Source organism: Pseudomonas putida, from assembly GCA_041879295.1.
Taxonomy (GTDB): Bacteria; Pseudomonadota; Gammaproteobacteria; order Pseudomonadales; family Pseudomonadaceae; genus Aquipseudomonas; species Aquipseudomonas putida_Y.
Window position 1 is genome coordinate 642,478 of record CP047152.1, and the last position, 21,563, is coordinate 664,040.

General features: G+C 63.1%; 17 protein-coding genes. 4 read left to right on the top strand and 13 right to left on the bottom strand.

Annotation, left to right across the window (positions count from 1 at the left end; all coding sequences use genetic code 11):
* The first annotated feature begins 81 nt into the window (after positions 1-81).
* Positions 82-1,995 (top strand): arginine decarboxylase, encoded by a 1,914-nt coding sequence (speA, locus tag GST84_02965; protein ID XGB11379.1) that lies wholly within the window; start codon positions 82-84, stop codon positions 1,993-1,995.
* A 35-nt stretch (positions 1,996-2,030) separates the two neighbouring features.
* Here the strand turns inward: speA and GST84_02970 are convergent, their stop codons facing one another.
* From GST84_02970 to GST84_02985, 4 genes are all read right to left on the bottom strand, one after another.
* Positions 2,031-2,462, bottom strand: a complete 432-nt coding sequence (locus GST84_02970; protein ID XGB11380.1) for a hypothetical protein — start codon at positions 2,460-2,462, stop codon at positions 2,031-2,033.
* Positions 2,440-2,751 carry a bacteriocin gene (locus tag GST84_02975; protein XGB15698.1) on the bottom strand — a complete coding sequence of 104 codons (312 nt, stop codon included), beginning with the start codon at positions 2,749-2,751 and terminating at the stop codon, positions 2,440-2,442. The genes GST84_02970 and GST84_02975 overlap by 23 nt, the downstream gene beginning before the upstream one ends.
* A gap of 122 nt (positions 2,752-2,873) precedes the next feature.
* The gene (locus GST84_02980; GenBank protein ID XGB11381.1) at positions 2,874-3,854 is read right to left on the bottom strand and encodes an IS5-like element ISPpu18 family transposase; all 981 of its coding nucleotides are present in this window, start codon (positions 3,852-3,854) and stop codon (positions 2,874-2,876) included.
* A gap of 264 nt (positions 3,855-4,118) precedes the next feature.
* Positions 4,119-5,474 carry an MATE family efflux transporter gene (locus tag GST84_02985; protein XGB11382.1) on the bottom strand — a complete coding sequence of 452 codons (1,356 nt, stop codon included), beginning with the start codon at positions 5,472-5,474 and terminating at the stop codon, positions 4,119-4,121.
* 281 nt (positions 5,475-5,755) lie between these two features.
* On the opposite strand from GST84_02985, the gene GST84_02990 reads away from it, so the two are divergent.
* Positions 5,756-10,657 (top strand): alpha-2-macroglobulin family protein, encoded by a 4,902-nt coding sequence (locus tag GST84_02990; GenBank protein XGB11383.1) that lies wholly within the window; start codon positions 5,756-5,758, stop codon positions 10,655-10,657.
* A 63-nt stretch (positions 10,658-10,720) separates the two neighbouring features.
* On the opposite strand, the gene GST84_02995 is transcribed toward GST84_02990, so the two are convergent.
* Positions 10,721-11,014 carry a hypothetical protein gene (locus GST84_02995; protein ID XGB11384.1) on the bottom strand — a complete coding sequence of 98 codons (294 nt, stop codon included), beginning with the start codon at positions 11,012-11,014 and terminating at the stop codon, positions 10,721-10,723.
* A gap of 77 nt (positions 11,015-11,091) precedes the next feature.
* Here GST84_02995 and pbpC point away from each other — a divergent pair, with 77 nt between their 5' ends.
* Together pbpC and GST84_03005 are read left to right on the top strand one after the other, a co-directional pair.
* Complete coding sequence (gene pbpC, locus GST84_03000) at positions 11,092-13,446, top strand: peptidoglycan glycosyltransferase PbpC (GenBank protein ID XGB11385.1); 2,355 nt, start codon at positions 11,092-11,094, stop codon at positions 13,444-13,446.
* A 92-nt stretch (positions 13,447-13,538) separates the two neighbouring features.
* A complete protein-coding gene (locus GST84_03005; GenBank protein XGB11386.1) occupies positions 13,539-15,203 on the top strand; it encodes a ShlB/FhaC/HecB family hemolysin secretion/activation protein in 1,665 nt (554 codons plus the stop codon).
* A 74-nt stretch (positions 15,204-15,277) separates the two neighbouring features.
* Here GST84_03005 and GST84_03010 read toward each other — a convergent pair whose 3' ends face one another.
* From GST84_03010 to GST84_03045, 8 genes are all read right to left on the bottom strand, one after another.
* Positions 15,278-16,054 carry a response regulator gene (locus GST84_03010; GenBank protein ID XGB11387.1) on the bottom strand — a complete coding sequence of 259 codons (777 nt, stop codon included), beginning with the start codon at positions 16,052-16,054 and terminating at the stop codon, positions 15,278-15,280.
* 119 nt (positions 16,055-16,173) lie between these two features.
* Complete coding sequence (locus GST84_03015; protein ID XGB11388.1) at positions 16,174-16,644, bottom strand: prepilin peptidase; 471 nt, start codon at positions 16,642-16,644, stop codon at positions 16,174-16,176.
* 247 nt (positions 16,645-16,891) lie between these two features.
* On the bottom strand, positions 16,892-17,461 hold the full coding sequence (locus tag GST84_03020; protein XGB11389.1) for a DUF4136 domain-containing protein: 570 nt from the start codon (positions 17,459-17,461) through the stop codon (positions 16,892-16,894).
* Between the two features lie 19 nt (positions 17,462-17,480).
* Positions 17,481-18,116 (bottom strand): DUF4136 domain-containing protein, encoded by a 636-nt coding sequence (locus tag GST84_03025; GenBank protein XGB11390.1) that lies wholly within the window; start codon positions 18,114-18,116, stop codon positions 17,481-17,483.
* A 22-nt stretch (positions 18,117-18,138) separates the two neighbouring features.
* Positions 18,139-18,888 (bottom strand): methyltransferase domain-containing protein, encoded by a 750-nt coding sequence (locus GST84_03030; protein XGB11391.1) that lies wholly within the window; start codon positions 18,886-18,888, stop codon positions 18,139-18,141.
* Positions 18,885-19,190: a nucleotide pyrophosphohydrolase gene (locus tag GST84_03035; GenBank protein ID XGB11392.1), complete on the bottom strand. Its 306-nt coding sequence runs from the start codon at positions 19,188-19,190 to the stop codon at positions 18,885-18,887. Before GST84_03035 ends, GST84_03030 begins: the two co-directional genes overlap by 4 nt.
* Positions 19,191-19,267: 77 nt before the next feature.
* Positions 19,268-20,119 (bottom strand): acyl dehydratase, encoded by an 852-nt coding sequence (locus GST84_03040; protein XGB11393.1) that lies wholly within the window; start codon positions 20,117-20,119, stop codon positions 19,268-19,270.
* 2 nt (positions 20,120-20,121) lie between these two features.
* The gene (locus GST84_03045; GenBank protein XGB11394.1) at positions 20,122-21,474 is read right to left on the bottom strand and encodes a 3-oxoacyl-ACP reductase; all 1,353 of its coding nucleotides are present in this window, start codon (positions 21,472-21,474) and stop codon (positions 20,122-20,124) included.
* Positions 21,475-21,563 lie beyond the last annotated feature (89 nt).

Sequence of the window (21,563 nt, forward strand, 5' to 3'; positions counted from 1 at the left end):
CGGATGAATCGTCATTTTCAGCTTTTACACTCGCCCCGCTGCCTGCGGGCAGTGTCTTCGACTTATCTATAGGGGACTTGAATGTCCGTACGACGCACACGCAAAGACGATGGTAGCCAATGGACCGTGGCCGACAGCCGCAGTGTTTATGGTATCCGCCATTGGGGCGCTGGCTATTTCGCCATCAATGAAGCCGGGCGCGTCGAAGTACGCCCCAACGGCCCTCAAAGCGCTCCGATCGACCTGTTCGAACAGGTCGACGAACTGCGCCAGAGCGGCTTGTCGCTGCCCTTGCTGGTGCGCTTCCCTGACATTTTGCAGGACCGTGTGCGCCAGCTGACCGGTGCCTTCGACGCCAACATCGCGCGCCTGGAATACCAGAGCCAGTACACCGCGCTGTACCCGATCAAGGTCAACCAGCAGGAAGCGGTGGTGGAAAACATCATCGCCACGCAAAACGTTTCCATCGGCCTGGAAGCCGGCTCCAAACCCGAGTTGCTGGCAGTGCTGGCGCTGGCGCCGAAGGGCGGTACCATCGTCTGCAACGGCTACAAGGACCGTGAGTTCATTCGCCTGGCGCTGATGGGTCAGAAGCTTGGCCACAATGTGTTCATCGTCATCGAGAAAGAGTCGGAAGTGGCCCTGGTGATCGAAGAGGCCGCCGAGCTCAAGGTGAAACCACAGGTTGGCCTGCGCGTTCGCCTGTCGTCGTTGGCCTCGAGCAAGTGGGCCGACACCGGTGGCGAGAAGTCCAAGTTCGGTTTGTCCGCCGCCCAGTTGCTTTCGGTGGTGCAGCGCTTCCGCGATGCGGGCCTGGATCAGGGCATCCGCCTGCTGCACTTCCACATGGGTTCGCAGATCGCCAACCTGGCTGACTACCAGCACGGTTTCAAGGAAGCCATCCGTTATTACGGCGAACTGCGTGCGCTGGGCCTGCCGGTCGACCACATCGACGTGGGTGGCGGCCTGGGTGTGGACTACGACGGCACCCACTCGCGCAATGCCAGCTCGATCAACTACGACATGGACGACTACGCCGGCGTGGTGGTGGGCATGCTCAAGGAGTTCTGCGACGCGCAGGGCTTGCCGCACCCGCACATCTTCTCCGAGAGTGGCCGTTCGCTGACCGCGCACCACGCCATGCTGGTGATCCAGGTGACCGACGTCGAGAAACACAACGACGACGTACCGACCATCGAGAACAAGGAAGCCCTGCCCGAGACCGTGCAGTGGCTGGTCGACCTGCTTGGCCCGACCGACATCGAGATGGTCACCGAGACCTACTGGCGCGCCACCCACTACATGGGTGATGTGGCCGCGCAGTACGCCGATGGCAAGCTGAGCCTGGGCGAGAAGGCCCTGGCCGAGCAGTGCTATTTCGCCGTGTGCCGCCGCCTGCACAACTCGCTGAAAGCCCGCCAGCGCTCGCACCGCCAGGTGCTGGACGAGCTGAACGACAAGCTGGCCGACAAGTACATCTGCAACTTCTCGGTGTTCCAGAGCCTGCCAGACACCTGGGCCATCGGCCAGGTCCTGCCGATCATCCCGCTGCACCGCCTGGACGAAGAGCCGATGCGGCGTGCGGTATTGCAGGACCTGACTTGCGATTCCGACGGCAAGATCAACCAGTACGTTGACGAGCAGAGCATCGAAACCAGCATGCCGGTGCATGCGGTGAAGGAGGGTGAGGATTACCTGCTGGGCGTGTTCCTGGTGGGTGCCTACCAGGAAATCCTGGGTGACATGCACAACCTGTTCGGTGACACCGATTCGGTGAACATCTACCAGAATGCCGACGGCAGCGTGTACCACGCCGGTATCGAAACCCACGACACCATCGAAGACATGCTGCGCTACGTGCACCTGTCGCCGGAAGAGTTGATGACGCATTACCGCGACAAGGTTGCCAGCGCCAAGATCACTGCGCGTGAGCGGACCCAGTATCTGGATGCCTTGCGCCTGGGCTTGACCCGGTCTTCGTACCTGTCCTCCTGAAATGCAAAGGGGCCGTTGCGCGGCCCCTTTGACTATCACTCTCGGTGAGACGTCGCGGTGAGTTCGATTGTAATAGGCAATACTGCGCCACCCTCTTCGAGAAGAGTGGTACTCGAATAGCTGTAGACCTGCTCCTCAGTCCGCGCCGTTATTTTCAGGCCCTCCACGTGCAGCACGGCGCCCGATTGTCGAGTGACCAGGAAAGGCGTCAGCCTTTCAAGGCCCTTCAAGACCTGATCATCGTGCTGTTGTTTTTCAGCCACAAAGTACAAGTAGATCAGCGGCACTGTCGCCCCACCAGCATCGCTGAGCACCTCATAAATGGCACTCTGCTTGCCAATTGGAGTTTCAGAAACAATCTTGGTCAACACAGGCCTTGCATCTCTGGAGAAGATCCATAGGGTTTGACCGAGGATAAGCAGAAGCAGGCAAGCAATCAGCCATCTAATACCCGTATGACTTGGCATATTCGATCCCTTTCTTGATCCATTCCTGATCCTCGGGGTCGTCGCCATAAGGGGAGCTGCCCCACCATGATCCAAATGCTGAATTACTGGTCCCCGCGCGGCTCTGTGCCCATCCCGCCCCCCTCAACAGGAATTCCTCCGAAAGGCCAGCAGCAGTTCCAGTTGCGCCATAATTGAAATTACCTAAAGCCTCATATTGCCTTCCCTGTTGCTTGTAATCCCACTCGCCTCGATTACGAACCTTCGAATAGAACCACGACACTAGGGAAGGTCTGAAGTAGCCCTGTATTTCCGGTCGACTTCAGCCCTCGCTGCTTTTGAAAGCGGGCCGTCGATCAAATTCGACCAGGTAACCCGCTCAGTTCTCCGTTTTTGGCCGCCGCGAGCACCTCGCAGCAGCCATTTTCCGCATTACAGGTGCACCTTTCCTGCGGTAGTCAGCAAATGTCGGCGCGCCATCCATAGGTTCGACAGCGCGAACAGCGTCACCAGCTGAGCGGTGTTCTTGGCCAGGCCACGGAAGCGCACCTTCACGTAACCGAACTGGCGCTTGATCACTCGAAACGGGTGCTCGACCTTCGCTCGCACTTGTGCCTTGGCCTTCTCGATCTTGCGCTTGGCTTTGTACAGGGCGCTGCGTTTATCGAGCTTCTTGTAGGTGCTGCGGCGTGCTGCGACCTGCCAGATCACTTCGCGGCCAGCATGTTCGGGGCGCTTTTCGACGCCGGTGTAGCCGGCATCGGCGCAGACGACGTTCTCGTCACCGTGCAGCAGTTTGTCGACCTGGGTGATATCCGCCACGTTGGCTGCCGTGCCTACCACGCTGTGTACCAGCCCCGACTCATCATCCACGCCGATGTGCGCCTTCATGCCAAAGTAATACTGGTTCCCTTTCTTGCTCTGGTGCATTTCCGGGTCGCGCTTGCCGTCCTGGTTCTTGGTCGAGCTGGGCGCGTGGATCAGTGTGGCATCGACGATAGTGCCCTGGCGCAGCGACAGGCCGCGATCCCCCAGGTAGCCATTGATTACGCCGAGGATGCCGGCTGCCAGCTCATGTTTCTCCAGCAAGCGACGGAACTTGAGGATGGTGGTTTCGTCGGGAATACGCTCGAGGCTCAGCCCGGCGAACTGACGCAGGATGGTCGTCTCGTAGAGCGCTTCTTCCATGGCCGGGTCGCTGTAGCCGAACCAGTTCTGCATCAGATGGATACGTAACATGGCCATCAGCGGATAGGCTGGACGACCACCTTCACCCTTTGGGTAGTGTGGCTCGATCAGGGCAATCAATCCCTTCCACGGCACCACCTGATCCATCTCGATCAGGAACAATTCCTTACGGGTCTGCTTGCGCTTGCCGGCGTACTCGGCGTCGGCGAAGGTCATCTGCTTCATGGAAAAACTCGGCTGGCGGGATCGGCGTATTTCACCAGATTCAGGAAGTCTTTTTCAGACCTTCCCTAGAAAAGCACTGCCGCCATTTTTAAAGTAGTTACGCTCTTTGCTTGCAGCGTGCATGTTGCTAAGTACTGAGACACCTGATGGCGCGGGTGGAGGGTACATGATGGCTCCTTGCTCATAGGCCGTTGGTGTGAGCCCCCTCCATGGGTTCTGCTTTTATCGGCCAGAGGCTTGGAAGCAGTCAATCGAGCATATTTTTCATATTGTGTTTCCGGGCCCTGTGACCCACTTGTCCTCCAGTTTCAGTTTCCATCCAACCCACCCCAACGTCACCGCCCGCAACCCCATGAACCCAAGAAACGCCATCCACAACCCATGGTTGCCCAACCCGCTCATGGCCACTGCCACCGGCAGCGCAATCAACACCGAAACCAGCATTGCATTTCGCATTTCCCGCGCCCGGGTCGCGCCGATGAACAAGCCATCCAGCAAGTAACTCCACACCGCGATCAACGGCAGCAACGCCAGGTAGGGCAAATACGGATAAGCCGCCGCCCGCACACTTTCGATGTCGGTCTGCAAGTCGATGAACAGGTGCCCACCCAGCAGGAACAGCCCGGCAAAGCCCAGGCTGGTGATCAGCGACCAGCCGCAGGCCACCACCAGCGAGCGACGTAGGGTGTCGCGGTCACGGGCACCAATGGCATGGCCGCACAAGGCCTCCACCGCATGGGCCAGCCCATCCAGCGCATAGGCCGTCAGTAGCAGGCCATTGAGCAACAGGGCGTTGGCTGCCACGGTCGCTTCGCCCAGGCGCGCGCCTTGCACGGTAATCAGCAGGAAGACCAGTTGCAGCGCCAGGCTGCGCAGGAAGATATCGCGGTTCACCGCCAGCAGTGGCCTCCAGGCCTGCCAGCGCTTGAGCGCTGCCCACACGATCTGCCCCGGGTAGGCCCGCAGGGCCGGCCGGGTCAAGGCCAGGCCGAGCAGGGCGGCACTCCATTCGGCAATCACCGACGCCCGCGCCGAGCCCAGTACGCCCCAGTCCAGGCCCAGCACGAACCACAGGTTCAAGGCGATGTTCAGCAGGTTGGTGGTCAGCAGGATTGCCAGTGGTGCCCTGGCGTTCTGGGTGCCGAGGAACCAGCCGACCAGCGCGTAACTGGCCAGCGCCGCAGGCAGGCCAAGCAGGCGGGTATGGAAGAAGTCTTCGGTGGATTGCTGCAGGGCTGCGCTGGGTTGCATCGCATGAAGTGCCAGCTGGCTGAAGGGCAGGGCCAGCAGGCCGATCAACAGGGCGAAGCCGACCGCCAGCAGCAGCCCTTGCACCAGTACCTGGCGTAACGCGGCACCGTCGCCACGGCCGGCAGCCTGAGCAGCGAAACCGGTGGAGCCCATGCGCAGGAAGCCCATCAGGCCGACCATGAAGGTGAACAAGGTGGCGCCCACGGCCACGGCGCCCAGCTGGTGGGCGTGCGGAAGATGGCCGATGACCGTGCTGTCGACCAGCGCCACCAGCGGTACCGAGATGTTTGACAGGATCATCGGCGCGGCTAGCGCCCAGACCTTGCGGTGGGTGGGGCGGTGGCGCCAGTCGGCAGCGAGTTGGGGCATGTGCATTCCATGAGATCTTGGGGCCGCTGTGTGCCCCTTCGCGAGCTTGCGCGCCCCCACAGGAAAGTGTTGCTCTTGCGGCCGACGCCAAACCTGTGGGAGCGGGCAAGCCCGCGAAGGGGCGCAACGCGGCCCCCTTTTAACGAATGGCCACAGTGTACCGACCAGGCAACCATTTAGCGCGACCATGGTCTGACCTGGCGCGCAACAACAGGTGCTGCACCCGACGTTGCGCTATAGTTGCTGCCCTCACGTACACGCTGCCCAAGAGTTCCTATCTCATGTTCAACAAAGGATTGTTGCTGGCCTGCGCGCTGGCGTTGCTCAGTGCCTGTGACTCTTCCACGCCGGGCAAGCCGGCGCCGGTCGAGAAGTCTGTGGCCTCCGCGCCCGCCGAAGCCTCCGCCCCCAAGCGTGAGGACCCGGCTTTGCTCGCCAAGCGCTATGAGGGCCGCGAACTCACGGTGCTGGACGTATCGGAAGTGCAGCTCGATGGCGCGGCAACGCTGTCGATCAGCTTTTCCGTACCGCTGGATGCCAAGCAGGACTTCACCAACAAAGTGCACCTGGTCGACACCGTCAAAGGCAAGCTCGACGGTGCCTGGGAACTTTCCGACAACCAGATGGAGCTGCGCTTGCGCCACCTGGAGCCGCAGCGCAAGCTGGTGCTGACCGTCGACAAGGGGCTGCTGGCAGTCAATGGCAAGCAGCTGGACAGCGAGTCGATCACCCGCCTGGAAACCCGCGACATGCAGCCGACCATCGGCTTTGCCAGCCGCGGCTCGCTGCTGCCTACGCGTCTGGCCGAAGGCCTGCCGGTGATTGCCCTGAACGTCGACAAGGTGGATGTCGAGTTCTTTCGCGTCAAGCCAGACATGCTCTCGACTTTCCTGGCCAACTGGGGGCGCAACAGCAGCCTGTACTACTACCAGTCCAAGGAAACCCTGGACATGGCCGAGCTGGTCTACAGCGGCCGCTTCGATCTCAACCCGGCACGCAACACGCGTGAGACCGTGTTGTTGCCAATTGCCGGCATCAAGCCGTTGCAGGCGCCAGGTGTGTACCTGGCCGTGATGCGCGCCTCGGGTACCTACGATTATTCTCAGCCGGCAACCCTGTTCACCCTTAGCGACATCGGCGTGTCGGCCCACCGCTACCGCGACCGCATCGACGTGTTTGCTCAAGCCCTGGAAGGCGGCAAAGCGTTGAGCGACGTCAACCTGGAAATCCATGATGAAAAGGGCAAGCTGCTGGCCCAGGCCACTACCGATGGCAAGGGGCATGCCCAGCTGCCAATCACGCCCAAGGCCGATACCCTGATCGCCACCCAGGGCGTGCATACCACGTTGTTGCGCCTGAACACCGCAGCCCTGGACCTGGCCGAATTCGACATCACCGGGCCTCAGGCCAACCCGCTGCAGTTCTTCATCTTCGGCCCGCGCGACCTGTACCGCCCGGGTGAGACGGTGCTGCTCAACGGTTTGCTGCGCGACCAGGACGGCAAGCCGGTCAAAGCCCAACCGGTGAGCGTGGAAGTGCGTCGCCCGGATGAACAGGTGAGCCGCAAGTTCGTCTGGGAAGCCGACAGCAATGGCTTGTACCAGTACCAGTTGCAATTGGCCACCGAGGCCCCGACGGGCCGTTGGCAACTGCTGCTCGACCTGGGGGGCGGGCGCAAGCAGGTCTATGAATTTCTCGTCGAAGACTTCCTGCCCGAGCGCCTCGCGCTGGAACTCAAGGGCAGCAGCAAACCGCTTTCGCCGGATGAAGATGCGCGCATCCAGGTCAATGGCCGTTACCTCTATGGCGCCCCGGCCGCCGGCAATCGCCTGAGCGGTCAGGCCTATGTACGCCCGCTGCGTGAGGCGGTACCGGCGTTGCCTGGCTACCAGTTCGGTTCGGTCACCGAAACCGATCTGAAGCAGGACCTGGAACTGGACGAGGTCACCCTTGACCAGGCCGGCAAGGCGGTGGTCGATATCGAAAGCCGTTGGGCCGAAGCCCGCTCTCCGCTGCAACTGACCGTGCAGGCCAGCCTGCAGGAGTCGGGTGGCCGGCCGATCACCCGGCGCCTGGAGCAGCCTATCTGGCCGGCTGAGCGCCTGCCGGGCCTGCGAGGCCTGTTCGAAGGTGATGAAACTGATAGCAACGGGCCGGTGGAATTTGAATTCCTGCTGGCCGACCGCGACGGTCACAAACTGGCGGCCGATGCGCTCAAGGTGCGCCTTGTTCGCGAACGCCGCGATTACTACTGGAATTACTCGCAAAGTGACGGCTGGAGTTACGCCTACAATGAGAAATTCCTGACCCAGAACGAAGAGACGATCAGCGTCAAGGCAGGTTCCACTGCCAAGCTCAGCTTCCAGGTTGAATGGGGCCCTTACCGCGTCGAGGTCGAAGACCCGCAGACCGGTCTGGTATCCAGCGAGCGCTTCTGGGCCGGCTATCGCGCCCAGGACAACGCTGAGGGCGGCGCGGTGCGACCGGACCAGGTCAAGCTGGCGCTGGACAAACCCTCCTACGCCGATGGCGCTACCGCCAAGGTCACCGTCACCCCGCCCGCTGCGGGCAGTGGCTACCTGATGATCGAGTCCAGCGATGGCCCGCTGTGGTGGCAGGAAATCGATGTGCCCGCCGAAGGCAAGACCTTTGACGTGCAACTGGACAAGGCCTGGGCCCGCCACGATCTGTACATCAGCGCGTTGGTTATCCGCCCTGGTGAGCGCAAGGCCAATGCCACGCCCAAGCGCGCCGTGGGCGTGCTGCACCTGCCGCTGGACCGCGCCGAGCGCAAGCTTGCGCTGAGCCTGCAGGCACCGGAGAAAATGCGACCGAAACAGCCGTTGACGGTGAAGATCAAGGCCGCTAACGCCGATGGCAGTGTGCCCAAACAGGTGCATGTGCTGTTGTCGGCGGTGGACGTGGGCATCCTCAACATCACCGATTTCAAAACCCCCGACCCGTTCGCCAGCCTGTTCGGGCGCAAGGCCTATGGTGCCGATCAACTGGACATCTACGGCCAATTGATCGAGGCCGGGCAGGGCCGCCTGGCCAGCCTGGCGTTCGGTGGTGACGCAGCGATGGCCAAGGGGGGCAAGCGACCCAACACTACGGTAACCATCGTCGCCCAACAGAGCCTGCCGGTGACGCTGGACGACAAGGGTGAGGGCCAGGCCACGGTCGATATCCCCGACTTCAACGGCGAACTGCGGTTGATGGCCCAGGCCTGGACCGAAGAGCACTTCGGCATGGCCGAAGGCAAGACCGTGGTCGCCGCACCGTTGATTGCCGAGCTTTCGGCCCCGCGCTTCCTGGCCGGTGGCGACCGTACCAGCCTGGCACTGGACCTGGCCAACCTGTCCGGCCGCGCTCAGCAACTGAGCGTCGAAATCACCACGGATGGGCAACTGAGCCTGGCGGCCAATGCCGTGCAGAGCGTTAACCTGGCCGAAGGGCAGCGCTCGACGCTGATGATTCCGGTGCAGGCCCAGGGTGGTCTGGGGCAGGGCAAGGTGCATGTCCGGGTGACTGGCCTGCAACTGCCGAACGAGCCGATCACAGCGTTCGAGCGTGAGTGGACGCTGGGCGTGCGACCGGCCTACCCGGCAATGCTCAAGCACTACCGTGTGGCCCTGAAGGACCAGCCGTGGACCCTGCCCGAAGCAGACCTGGCCGCCTTCGAACCCGCTGGCCTGGAAGCCAGCCTGGCCTTGTCGAGCCGGCCGCCGCTGAACCTTGCCGAGCAGATTCGCGCGCTGCAAGCCTACCCCTACGGCTGCCTCGAACAGACCACCAGTGGCCTGTACCCCTCGCTGTACGCCGATGCCGACAGCCTCAAGCGCCTGGGCATCAAGGGCGAGCCGGCGGATGTGCGCAAGCGCAAGATCGAAATGGGCATCGAGCACTTGCTGGGGATGCAGCGCTACAACGGCAGCTTTGGCCTGTGGAGTTCGGACAGCGAAGAAGAGTACTGGCTCACCGCCTATGTTACCGACTTCCTGCTGCGTGCCCGTGACCAAGGTTACGGCGTGCCTGCCGAGGCACTGAAGAAGGCCAGTGAGCGCCTGCTGCGTTACCTGCAGGAACGCAACCTGATCGAAGTCGACTACAGCGAAAATGCCGACCACACGCGCTTTGCCGTGCAGGCCTATGCGGCGCTGGTGCTGTCGCGCAGCCAGCAGGCGCCGTTGGGGGCCCTGCGCGGCCTGTTCGAACGTCGCGCCGATGCCCGCTCCGGTCTGCCGCTGGTACAACTGGCGGTGGCGCTGGACAAAATGGGCGACAAACCGCGTGCCGAGCAAGCCTTGCAGGCGGGCCTGGGCATCAGCCGTGGCAAAGGCTGGCTGGCCGATTACGGCAGCGCCCTGCGTGACCAGGCGCTGATCCTGGCACTGCTGCAGGAAAGCAACCTGGCCAGCAGCCAGGTCGATCAGCGCCTGTTCGCGTTGTCGGATGAACTGGCGGCCAACCGTTGGCTGTCGACCCAAGAGCGCAATGCACTGTTCCTCGCGGGCCGTGGCCTGCTGGGCAAGCCGGAAGGCCAGTGGCAGGCACGCCTGGACAGCGCCGGTGAAGTGCGCGAGTTGAACAATGCCGAGGCCGGTATGAAGCTGGAAGGCCCGTTACTGGCCTCGCCACTGAGCGTGCAGAACGAGGGCAGCGAGACGTTGTACCAGCAGCTGACTCTGTCGGGCTACCCACGACAGGCGCCTGCTGCTGGCGGCAACGGCCTGCAGATTCGCAGAGAGTACCTGGGCATGAATGGCCAGCCGCTGGACCTGCACAACCTGCGCAGTGGCGACCTTGTGCTCGTGCACCTGGCGCTGAAAGCTGAGGACCGCGTGCCGGACGCGCTGGTGGTGGACCTGCTGCCGGCAGGCCTGGAGCTGGAAAACCAGAACCTGGCTCAAAGCGCCGCCAGCCTGGACAATGCCAGCAGTGCAGTGAAGGCGTGGCGCGAGTCGATGCAGAACGCCAGCGTGGTGCATCAGGAGTATCGTGATGATCGTTATGTCGCGGCGCTCAAGCTCGACGGCTATGGCACCACCCACCTGCTGTACCTGGCGCGAGCGGTGACCCCTGGCACCTACCGCGTGCCGCCGCCGCAGGTCGAGTCGATGTATCGGCCGAACTTGCAGGCCGTGGGGGATGGGCAAGGGGAGATGACCGTGAAAGCCCGCTGACGCAGCACGCTTATCTGCAGGAGCAGCCGCGTGCTGCTCCTGCAAGGGTATGCCATTGTGCGTTCAGTGAATCACCCAGCTCATCACCCATAGCCCCAGCACCAGCCAGATGATCCCGAGGATGATCGAGGCGCGCATGAATGCGCGGATTGCCGAGTACAGCAGCATCAGGCCGATGATCAGGGCCAGGATGCTCAGCAGCGAGGTGTCCATGCCCAAGGTGCGCGACAGACCATCGATGAAGTTGCCACCGGCATTGGCCAGCAGGTTGAACAGCCCGCTCAATGCGTCGACGATGAAGCGGATCAACGACCCCAGTGCCTGGCCCAGCCACTCGAAAAAACCTTCTACATGCATAGTTGCTTCCTGATGAAAAAATCGGCGAGGTTGTCGTCCCAAAGCCTTTGGCCATTACCTGGCCAGGTCGGTTCCCGATGCCAAGCTTAGCGCGACCACGCAGCCGTGCGGGCAGGTTGTTGCGTGCTGCATTGATCAGTTTGCTGGTGCTGGGCGGCCTGTTGTGGCTGGCTGATCGTATCTGGCCGCTGCCGCTGCCGGGTGATGACCTGGCCCGGGTAGTGCTGGCCGAAGACGGCACGCCGTTGTGGCGCTTTGCTGATGCTGATGGCGTGTGGCGCTACCCCGTAAGCCCCGAAGAGGTTTCGCCGCTTTACCTGCAGGCCTTGCTGACTTACGAGGACCGTTGGTTCTACAACCACCCAGGGGTCAACCCGCTGGCCTTGGCCCGCGCGGCCTGGCTGAACCTGCGCGGCTGGCGTGTCGTGTCGGGCGGCAGCACATTGTCGATGCAGGTGGCACGCCTGCTCGACCCGCACGACCGTACCCTGGTTGGCAAACTGCGCCAGCTATGGCGCACGTTGCAGCTGGAATGGCACTTGTCCAAGCGCGACATCCTGCAGATCTACCTGAACCGCGCACCTTTCGGCGGCACGCTTCAGGGCGTGGCGGCAGCCAGCTGGGCGTACCTGGGCAAGTCGCCCCTGCACCTGACACCTGCCGAAGCGGCACTGCTGGCCGTGCTGCCCCAGGCACCCAGCCGGCTGCGCCCGGACCGCCACCCCGAGCGTGCCCAGCGTGCCCGGGACAAGGTGCTGCAGCGCCTGGCTGAATACCAGGTGTGGCCGGCCCAGCAAATTCGCGAGGCGGCCGAGGAGCCGCTGGTGTTGGCGCCACGCCAGGAGCCGGCCCTGGCGCCATTACTGGCCCGGCGCCTGAACAGCGCTGACAGCCCGCCGCTGATCCGTACCACGCTTGACGCCGCGCTTCAGCGGCGCCTCGAAGACTTGCTGCTGGGCTGGCGCGCGCGGCTGCCGGAGCGTACTTCGGCCGCCATTCTGGTGGTTGAAGCGCAGAGCATGGCGGTGCGCGCGTACCTGGGCTCGGTAGATTTGTCTGATGAGCGCCGCTTTGGCCATGTCGACATGGTGCGCTCGCTACGTTCGCCCGGCTCCACCCTCAAGCCTTTTCTCTACGGCATGGCGCTGGACGATGGCCTGATCCATTCCGAATCGCTGTTGCAGGATGTTCCGCGACGCTACGGCGACTACCGCCCCGGCAACTTCTCCATGGGTTTCAGCGGGCCTGTGTCGGCCAGCTCGGCGCTGGCCCTGTCGCTCAACCTGCCCGCCGTGCAATTGCTGGAAGCCTACGGCCCGAAACGCTTTGCCGCGCAACTGCGCATGGCGGGCATGCCGCTGATACTGCCGCCCCTTGCCGAGCCCAACCTGTCGTTGATCCTGGGCGGTGCCGGCAGCCGGCTGGAAGACCTGGTCGGCGGCTACGCGGCGCTGGCGCGGGGGGGCAACAGTGCGCAGGTGCGCCTGCAGCCACAGGCCCCCTTGGTGGAGCACCGGTTGCTGTCGCCAGGGGCGGCGTGGATCATCCGGCGTATCCTCAGTGGCCAGGCGCGCCCGGACCGCGACCCGCACGCCGAACTGGTGCAGCGCCCGCAACTGGCCTGGAAAACCGGCACCAGCTACGGCTTTCGCGATGCCTGGTCGATTGGCGTGGGGCCGCGCTACCTGATCGGCGTATGGATTGGCCGCCCCGACGGTACACCGGTACCCGGGCAGTTCGGCCTGGCGTCGGCGGCGCCGCTGATGTTGCAGGTGCACGATCTGTTGAGCAATCGCGACAGCCAACGCGGCATCAGCGTCCCTGTAGAGCGGGTACCTGCGAATATCGGTGTTGCGGCGATCTGTTGGCCGCTGGGCCAGCCGATGAGCAAGCAGGACACCAACTGTCGGCGTCAGCGCTTTGCATGGACCCTGGACGGCACCACGCCGCCAACCTTGCAGGCAGCCGACCAGCCGCTGGGCCTGGGCTTGCGTGAAAAGGTGTGGGTCAACGAGCAGGGCTTGCGGGTCGATGGTAGCTGCCCGGGCGCCAGGGCTCGTGACATCGCCCTGTGGCCGGCGCCGCTGGAACCGTGGCTACCCCGTGTCGAGCGGCGCCTGGCGCGATTGCCGGCCATCGACCCGGCCTGCCCGCCGCAGGCGCCGGCCAGTGCACCACCGCTGTCGATCGTCGGCGTGCGCCCAGGCGACAATCTGCGTCGCCCGGCCACCAGCACTGAGCCGCTGCAATTGCAGCTCTCTGCCTTGGGTGGTGGTGGACGGCGCTGGTGGTTCCTCAACGGCCAGCCGCTGGGTGAAACCCAAGGGCAGGACAGCCTGTTGCTGCGTTTGCCACAGGTCGGGCAGGCTGAACTCAGCGCGCTGGACGAAAGCGGTCAGACGGCGCGGGTGGCGTTCCAGGTCAGCGAGTAGATGTTCGACGGCAGCCGGGCCAGCACCTACGCTTGCAAGTGACGGGTGTGGCCGGCTGGTGCCCCGCAACCCATGGGAACATGGAGTGCCCTATGCGTCCTCTGGTCGTGCCCCTGATGTTGCTGCTTTGGGCACTTGCTGCCCATGCCGACCCGTTGCCGGGGTTTCTCGACAGCCATGAGTACGAGCGGCGTCTGCCCAGCGCCAACCTGCCGATGACGGACTACTCCCCTGTGAACCCCCGCATACGGCTGGCCGGGGCGGCTATCGACAATCCCAGCTGGGCCCCGGCCAACACCCGGCTGGTGCTGCATAAAGTGCGCTTCGAGGGCGGCACGGTGTTCCCCTTGGGCGACCTGCGCGAACACTATCAGCCGCTGATCGGGCACGAAACCACGTTGGGTGAATTGCAGCAATACACCCAGCGCCTGACCCAACGCTACCGGCAGGAGGGCTACTTGTTGTCGTATGCCTACCTGCCGCCTCAGGATGTGGCCGATGGCAGGGTCAATGTGGTGCTGGTCGAAGGTTACGTACGTGATTACCACGTGGACGGCGATATCGGATCGGCCAATGAGTATTTGCAGCAGTTGCTGGCGCGCATTGAGGCCGAGCGCCCACTGACCCGCGAAACGCTGGAGCGCTATCTGGGCCTGGCTACGCGCATGCCAGGGGTCGTGGTAGAGGCCGAATTGGCAATGGCGCGGGCTGCCGATGGTGTCGCCCAGCTGACCGTGCATGCACGGCGCAAGCCACTCAGCGCCGCTGTGACCGTGGCCGACTCCAGCCGTGATGCTGCACAGGCCCTGATCACCGTAGCCAGCAATGCCCAGACCCGCCATGGCGAACGCGTAACGGCCAGCTGGCTGCTGCCCCCTGGCAATGACCGGGTCTACTACCAGCGTCTCGATTACAGCCAGTACCTGGACGCCGCCGGAAGCCAACTGCTGCTGTCGGCGTCGCGCTACCGCAGCGAGCCCGGCACGCGCATACGTTTGGACGATGGCCGCGATATCACCCGCAAGCACGACAGTGAGCGCTATGCGATCGGCCTGCGTCAGCCGGTGGTTGTAAGGCCCAATGAGTGGCTGGCGGTGCAGGGCCACGTGTATTCAGTCAGTGAGCATGGTGAAGACCGGATGGCCGAACAGCCACCGTCTCGCAAGTACGACACCTATGTGCGGGCGCTGGCATTCGAAGGTGACTGGCGCAAGGTGGAGCAGGGGCGTTTGCGTATCGTCAGTGCCGGGGTCTATCAGGGCCTGGACTACCTGGGAGCACGCAGCGATGCTGACTACGATCTCGATTTACTGCGCTTGCGGCTTTCCGGTTTGCAGAGCGACAGGCTGTTGGATAACTGGCAGGGGGTGGTGTCCGGGGCGTTGTACTGGAGTGATGATCGATTGCCTGACAGCGAGCGTGCGGGGTTTGGCGGGCAGAATTTCGGGCGCGGTTACCCGCGCGATCAGGCGGACGGTGACAAGGGCTGGGGAGTGGCTTACGAGCTCAACTACAGCGTGCGCAGTAGCTGGCTTGCGCGGGTTCAGCCCTATGCGGTGGTGGATACCGCACAGGCCTGGCATAACCGGGGACCGGTGGAGGACGCCCATCTGGCTTCGGTGGCGCTGGGTGTGCGGTTAGGGGTTGGGCATATGTTCAATGTGGCGCTGGAGGTGGCCAAGCCGTTGGCGGATGTGGCGCTGGATAGCCTGGAACGTGGGCCTCGGCTGACATTGAACCTGGCAATCCAGTTGTAGCAGGCAAATATGGGCTTGCCGGAGCAGCGTTTCGCAGCGCAAGGCTGCTCCAAAATGGTGGGCCGCGCCTTCACTCAATGGGTCGTGAACCGCTGGTGCACGGGCGACGAGCTGGGGGTCAGCGCAAGAGCCAGTTGGGTGCGGTTGTGCATATGCGTCAAACGCAATACCTGAGACACATAGAGCTTCACGGTGTTTTCGGTAATGCCCAGTTCGCAGGCGATCTGGTAATTGGTCTTGCCCTTGCCTACCAGGCGCGCCACTTCCAGCTGGCGTGGTGACAGTTTCTCGAACGCTGCCGGTAGCTCGCTTTCGCTTTCTTCTGCATCACTGGCACGCCGGTGGGCACCTTGGCCACGGGCTTTTTCCAGGTCCTGATACAGTTCGTCCACCGACTCGGCCAGTTCCTGCAAGCGCTGGTTCAAGCCACCCAGATCGCGAATGTTGCGCTGGCGCTCCAGCAAGGCCTCTTCCTGCCGGCGGACGCCTTCCAGCAGTTCATCGAGGTCCATTGGCTTCTGGTAGTAATCGGCGAAACCTTCGCGTAGCGCCCGGATCAAGTCCTGCTTCTCGGCACGCCCAGTCAACATGATGGCTTCGAACATACGCTGGCTACCGTTGATCTCCTTCAATGCGCGTACCAGCTCGATGCCATCCCGATCGGGCATGTGCAGGTCACAGATGAGCAAGCCAATAGTCGGGTCTGCCACATAGTGCTCGATGGCTTCGTCGGTTGAGAGGGCTGTAACGCAGGCATAGCCCTTGGTTTCGAGGAATTCACTCAGTTGCTCGACAATGACCGGTTGGTCATCAACCACCAACACCTTCACTTCACTCACTGATCTGGACACGATCAACTCCCTGTTCTTATACGGCCCTGCTCCCATGCCAGACGCTCTGGCAGCTTAAAAGTAGTCGCACCAGGCGACAATGTACAAGGTGTGTACAAGTCATCGGACCACTGGAAGGCTTATTGGATCCATACGGCCGTCAGAAGAAAACCTGATAACACATAGGGGACAAATGCCTGCTTATCACCCATTTCCTCGGTCAGTTCCTGCAAACGTTTTTTCACTTTGGGGTTGAGCAGCGTCCACAGACGCCGGCGTGTCAGTAGCCAGACCAGCACACTGACGCCCGCGCCAATGAAGGTGCCGAGCACATACTGCGGGCTGGTGGCCAGGGCCAGGGCGCCCATCAGCTTGACGTCGTCGGCACCGAAGCGGCCGAGCATGTAGCCTGGCAAGGTCAGCAGCATGACGATGGCCAGCGCCCAGCCGGCATCGCTGGCATCGGCGCCTATCCAGCTGTGACCAGTGCTGAACAACCAGGCCAGGGCGCAGCTCGCCACCCCCAGGGTCAGCACGTTGGAGATCTGGCGTTGACGCACATCCTGTTCGGAGCACAAGGCAAGCCACAGCAGGAGAACAATGCTTTGCATTGGCAGGTCGCCCTTCCCAAATGTTGAACACATCTACCCGGTCAGTCAGGTTTCCTTAAATGAAGATAGACGGGAACATGCGGGGGAGTGCAGTTGGCAATAGAAAAAGGCGCTGTCGAAACGGATTTTGTCGCAGTTGACACAGGCCTGGCAGGGGTTGCAGTCGTACTTGGAATCGCGATCTCTGTGGGCGCGGGTGCACCCGCTCCCACAGTGCCACGGCGTATGCAAAAGCCGCGTTCTAGCGCTATTTTTTGCTCCCCGGTGGGTAGTTGCCCAGCACCTTGGCCACGGTATTCTGGATAGCGCTGTTACGTTCTTCTGGGCTTGGCGGGTAGTTGTTCATGATCTGCTCGGCACTGCCGCGCCATACCAGCTTGCCGTCACGCCCATCGAACAGGTCGACCTGAATGGTGGCGACCTTGTAGTCGACACTGCGGGTTTCGTTGTACATCGGGCCACCCCAGTAGCCGCCCCAGTAGCCACCCCAGCCACCGCCGTAGTTGGTGGTGATCTGTTGTTGGCGCTGTTCCACGATCAGGTACGTGCGTACGGTCAGGTCCGGCCGCGCTCCGCCTTGTACAGGACGCAGGCCGCGCTGGTCGAGTTGGTCTGCCACCGCCTGGCGAATGCGCTGCTCGGTAAGGTCGCTCTTGATCCGTGGGTCATCCGGGCGGTACTGCAGGCCCGGCTCCTGCCATGCCCAGCTACGGTAGGCGGCAAAATCGCGGCTGGCATCGAAATCCTGCTGGACGTTGTTGCTTGAGCAGGCAGCGAGCAACAACGCGAATGACAGTAGAACGAGACGGCGCAACATGATGGTTCTCCGTTAGCTATTAACTGGGAGGATAGCCGCTGAGCGCCTTGTGCACAGAATCGCGCAAGGCACTTTCGCGCTCGCGGGGCGAGTCCTTGTTGCTGCTGCTTTCGGCGCTGGCGCTCCAGACCGGCTGGCCGCTGCGGGCGTCGTACAGGTCGATGCGCACCACCAGGACTTCGACCTCGTAGGTACGCACGATGGGCACGCTGGCATAGCCCCCATAACCATGGTGATAGCCGCCATAGCCCACACCACCATAAGGGTACGGCCCGTAGTAGGGGTCGTAGCTGTCGTAGTCACGCACCTGGCGCAAGCGTTTTTCCAGGCGTATACCGGCGCTTACCAGCAAATCGCCAGGGCCTGCGCGAGAGGGGCGCAGGCCATGCTGATCGAGCGCGCCGCTCACCGCATCGGCCAGTTGCGCCGGGTCGGCACCTACAGCGCCGCTGGGCAACTGCCCGTTGCGCCAGCTCCAGCTGCGGTAGTGCCCGTAATCGCGAACGGGCGCTGGGTAGGCACTGGCGTCGAAGGTGGTGGCCGCCTGGGCAGGGGCCGGTGGTAACGGGCGGCTGCTGGCCACATACGGGTTGCTGCCCTGGCAGCCAGCCAGGGCAATGGGCAGCAAGGCCAGGCACAACAAACGGTACGGCATGTGTTCCTCCCGGCGCGGCGGATTAGCGGGGGCGGCAAACCCAGTGCAGGTAGCGGCCAAGCCCGGCGAAGCTGGGGTGGCGACGGTGGGCCAGTTCCATTTCCAGCAGGTCGAGCAGCTCGGCCTTGCCCTGGAATTCCTTGGGCATATAGTCGTGAAACACCCGCACGCCGCTTTCGCTTTCAACCTGCCACATAGGCTCAAGTTGCGCCTTGAGTTCGCGTGGATCAAGCGGTTTCTGTGGGGTCAGGCTCTGCTTTTCACCTTCCAGCCGGTTGCTGCGCAACTTGCGGAAATGGCCCTTGAGCAGGTTGCGATAGACCAGGGCGTCGCGGTTGTAGAAGGCCAGCGATAACCAACCGCCGGGGGCCGTGAGCTGGTGCAGCACCGGCAGGATGCTCTCGGGTTCGGCCAGCCATTCGAGTACGGCGTGGCAGAGCACCAGGTCGTAGCGCTCGGTCAGTTGGCCGAGCAGGTCTTGCCAGGGCGCCTGGATGAAAGTGGCGGTCTGGCCGGCTTCGGCAAAGCGCGCTCTGGCGCCGTCGAGCATGGGCGCCGCGGGTTCGGCCAGGGTCAGCTGGTGGCCGCGCTCGGCCAGCCACAAGGCCATGTGGCCCAACCCGGCGCCGATGTCGAGGATGCGTAGCGGGCGGTCGGGTAGCGCTTCGGCCAGGTCGGCCTGCAACACCGCCAGGCGGATCGCGCCCTTGGCGCCGCCATAGATCTTTTCGGCAAAGCGGGTGGCCAGCTCATCGAAATGACGATCGTTCATCGGGCGAAGCGCCTCTCGCTGTCGGCCAGCTTGGCACGCACCACTTGGTCCATGTCCAGACCCAGTTCGCTGCACAGCAGCAACAGGTAGAGCACCACGTCACCGATTTCCTGGCCGGCGTGGGCCAGTTTGTCGGCAGGCAGTTGGCGCGATTCGTCCTCGCTCAGCCACTGGAAGATTTCTACCAGCTCGGCCATTTCGACGCTGGCGGCCATGGCCAGGTTCTTCGGGCTGTGGAAGCCGCGCCAGTCGTTGGTATCGCGGATCTGATGCAGGCGTTGGGTGATTTCTTGCAGGTTCATCGGGGGTCTCCTATTGCTGCATAGCTTCTGCCCAGGCCCGATGCAAAGCAAGCGTATGCCGCCAGGACAGGCCCGGCCTACAGGCACTCCCAACGGCCGACCATATGCAGCACGCCCCCGTGCCCATCCAGGCGCAGTTGGCCCGAAGGGCCCGCTTCACTGGCACTGAGCACCACCTCCGAAGGCAACCTTACCGGCTTGCGGAAGTCCACCTCAAAGGCATAGCCACTGTGCGGCAGGTGCCCGCGCAGCGCGGCCAAGGCCATGGCCTTGGTCCACATGCCATGGGCAATGGCCCTTGGGAAGCCGAACAACCGCGCACTGACCGCGCTGAGGTGGATAGGGTTGTAATCCCCGCACACCTTGGCATAACGCCGGCCGATATCACTGTCGGCATACCAGCGGGTGGCCTCGGGCAATGGAACAGGCTCAGTGTCGGCGGTCTCACTTGCCTCGCCTTCCAGCGTCAAGCCACGCACCAACATGCGGCTGGTCTCGCGCCAGAGCAGGCCGATGCCATCTTCAGCCTCGGTGACCAGGTCGAAGGTGCCACCTTTGGCATGGCGCTGCAGGTTGTGCGCGTGCACCGCAAAACGTAGCCCTTCGACAGCACCAAGGGGGCGCAGCACTTCGATGCGGTTGTGCAGGTGTACCAGGCCAAGCAGTGGAAAGGGGAAATCATCGGCAGTCATCAACTGCAATTGCAGGGCAAACGCCATCACATGTGGATAAGTCCCCGGCAGGCGACCATCATCGGGAAAGTGGCAAAGCCTTCGATACGCCCCCAGGTTGCCCGGCTGAACCCGAATGAAACAGCGCAGGCCATCGTCCGGCAGCCGGTCGCCGCTGATGGTGCGTTTGCTGGCTGCGCGCAGGTACAGGCTGGCGCGGGCGGCCGGGTTGTGCAGATCGTGCCATTGTCGGCTCATGCTCAAGCTCCCATCAGTGCCTGACCGCACACCCGCAACACCTGGCCGTTGACCGACCCGGAGCCTGGCTGGCTGAGCCACGCAATGGCTTCGGCGACGTCCTGCGGGCGCCCACCCTGGCCCAACGAACTCAAGCGCCGCCCTGCCTCGCGCAGGCCCATGGGCATGGCTGCAGTCATGTGGGTTTCGATGAAACCGGGAGCGATGGCGTTGATGCTGCCACCGCGCTCGGCGAGCCGTGGCGCCCAGGCCTGGGCCAGGCCAATCAGCCCGGCCTTGCTCGCGGCATAGTTGGCCTGCCCGCGGTTGCCGGCAATGCCGCTGACCGAGGCCAGCAGGGTGATGCGCGCGTTTTCCCCCAGCGCGCCATTGTCATACAGCGCCTGGGTGAGCACCTGCGGTGCCTTGAGGTTCACGGCCAGCACGGCGTCCCAGTATTCCGGAGTCATGTTGGCCAGCGTCTTGTCGCGAGTGATACCGGCGTTGTGCACCACAATATCGATGCCGTCGGGCAGGGCCGCGAGCAGTTGCGTTGCCGCATCGCCAGCGCATATATCCAGTGGCAGTGCCTTGCCGCCGAGGCGTGCAGCGAGGGCGTCTAGGTCCTGGCTGGCCTGCGGTACATCCAGCAGCAGTACATCGGCGCCGTCCCGTGCCAAGGTTTCCGCAATGGCGGCGCCGATACCGCGCGCAGCCCCCGTGACCAGCGCACGGCGACCGCCCAGTGGGCGGGTCCAGTCTTCCACCTGGCTGGTGCAGGCTTGCAGGCGCAGAACCTGGCCAGAGATGAAGGCACTCTTTGGCGAGAGGAAGAAGCGCAGGGCGCCTTCCAGCTGATCTTCGGCACCGGGGGCGACATACAACAGCTGGGCAGTGGCGCCGTTGCGCAGTTCCTTGGCCAGTGAGCGGCTGAAGCCCTCAAGGGCACGCTGTGCAACGCTGGCCAGTGGGTTGTCGAGGCCTTCCGGTGCACGGCCCAGCACCAGTACATGGGCGCATGGGGCCAGACTGCGTAGCAGCGGCTGGAAAAATTCACGCAACTGCTTCAGTGCATCGCTGTCGGACAAGTGACTGGCATCGAATACCACGGCCTTGATTTTCGGCCCCAGGCCGGCCACCCAGGCTTCAGCCTGCAGGTTGTCGGCATTGAAGCTGTATACCTCGTCAGTGAGGCGCGGGGCGATGGCTTCGACCTGCTTCGCCAGTGGCCCGCCACCCAGTATCAGGGCACCTTCTACCGGGCGCAGGCGGCCAGCCTGCCAGCGCTCCAGTGGCGCCGGGCGTGGCAGGCCAATGGCATCCACGAGGCGGCGGCCGAGATTGGAGTTGGCAAAACCGAGGTAGCGATCGCTCATGAGGGGTCTCCCGAAAGGCAAGCTTGAAAGTGTGGACCAACTTTGCGGCAGGGTCGTTCGAATGCGGTAAAAACACCTAGGCTGTACCG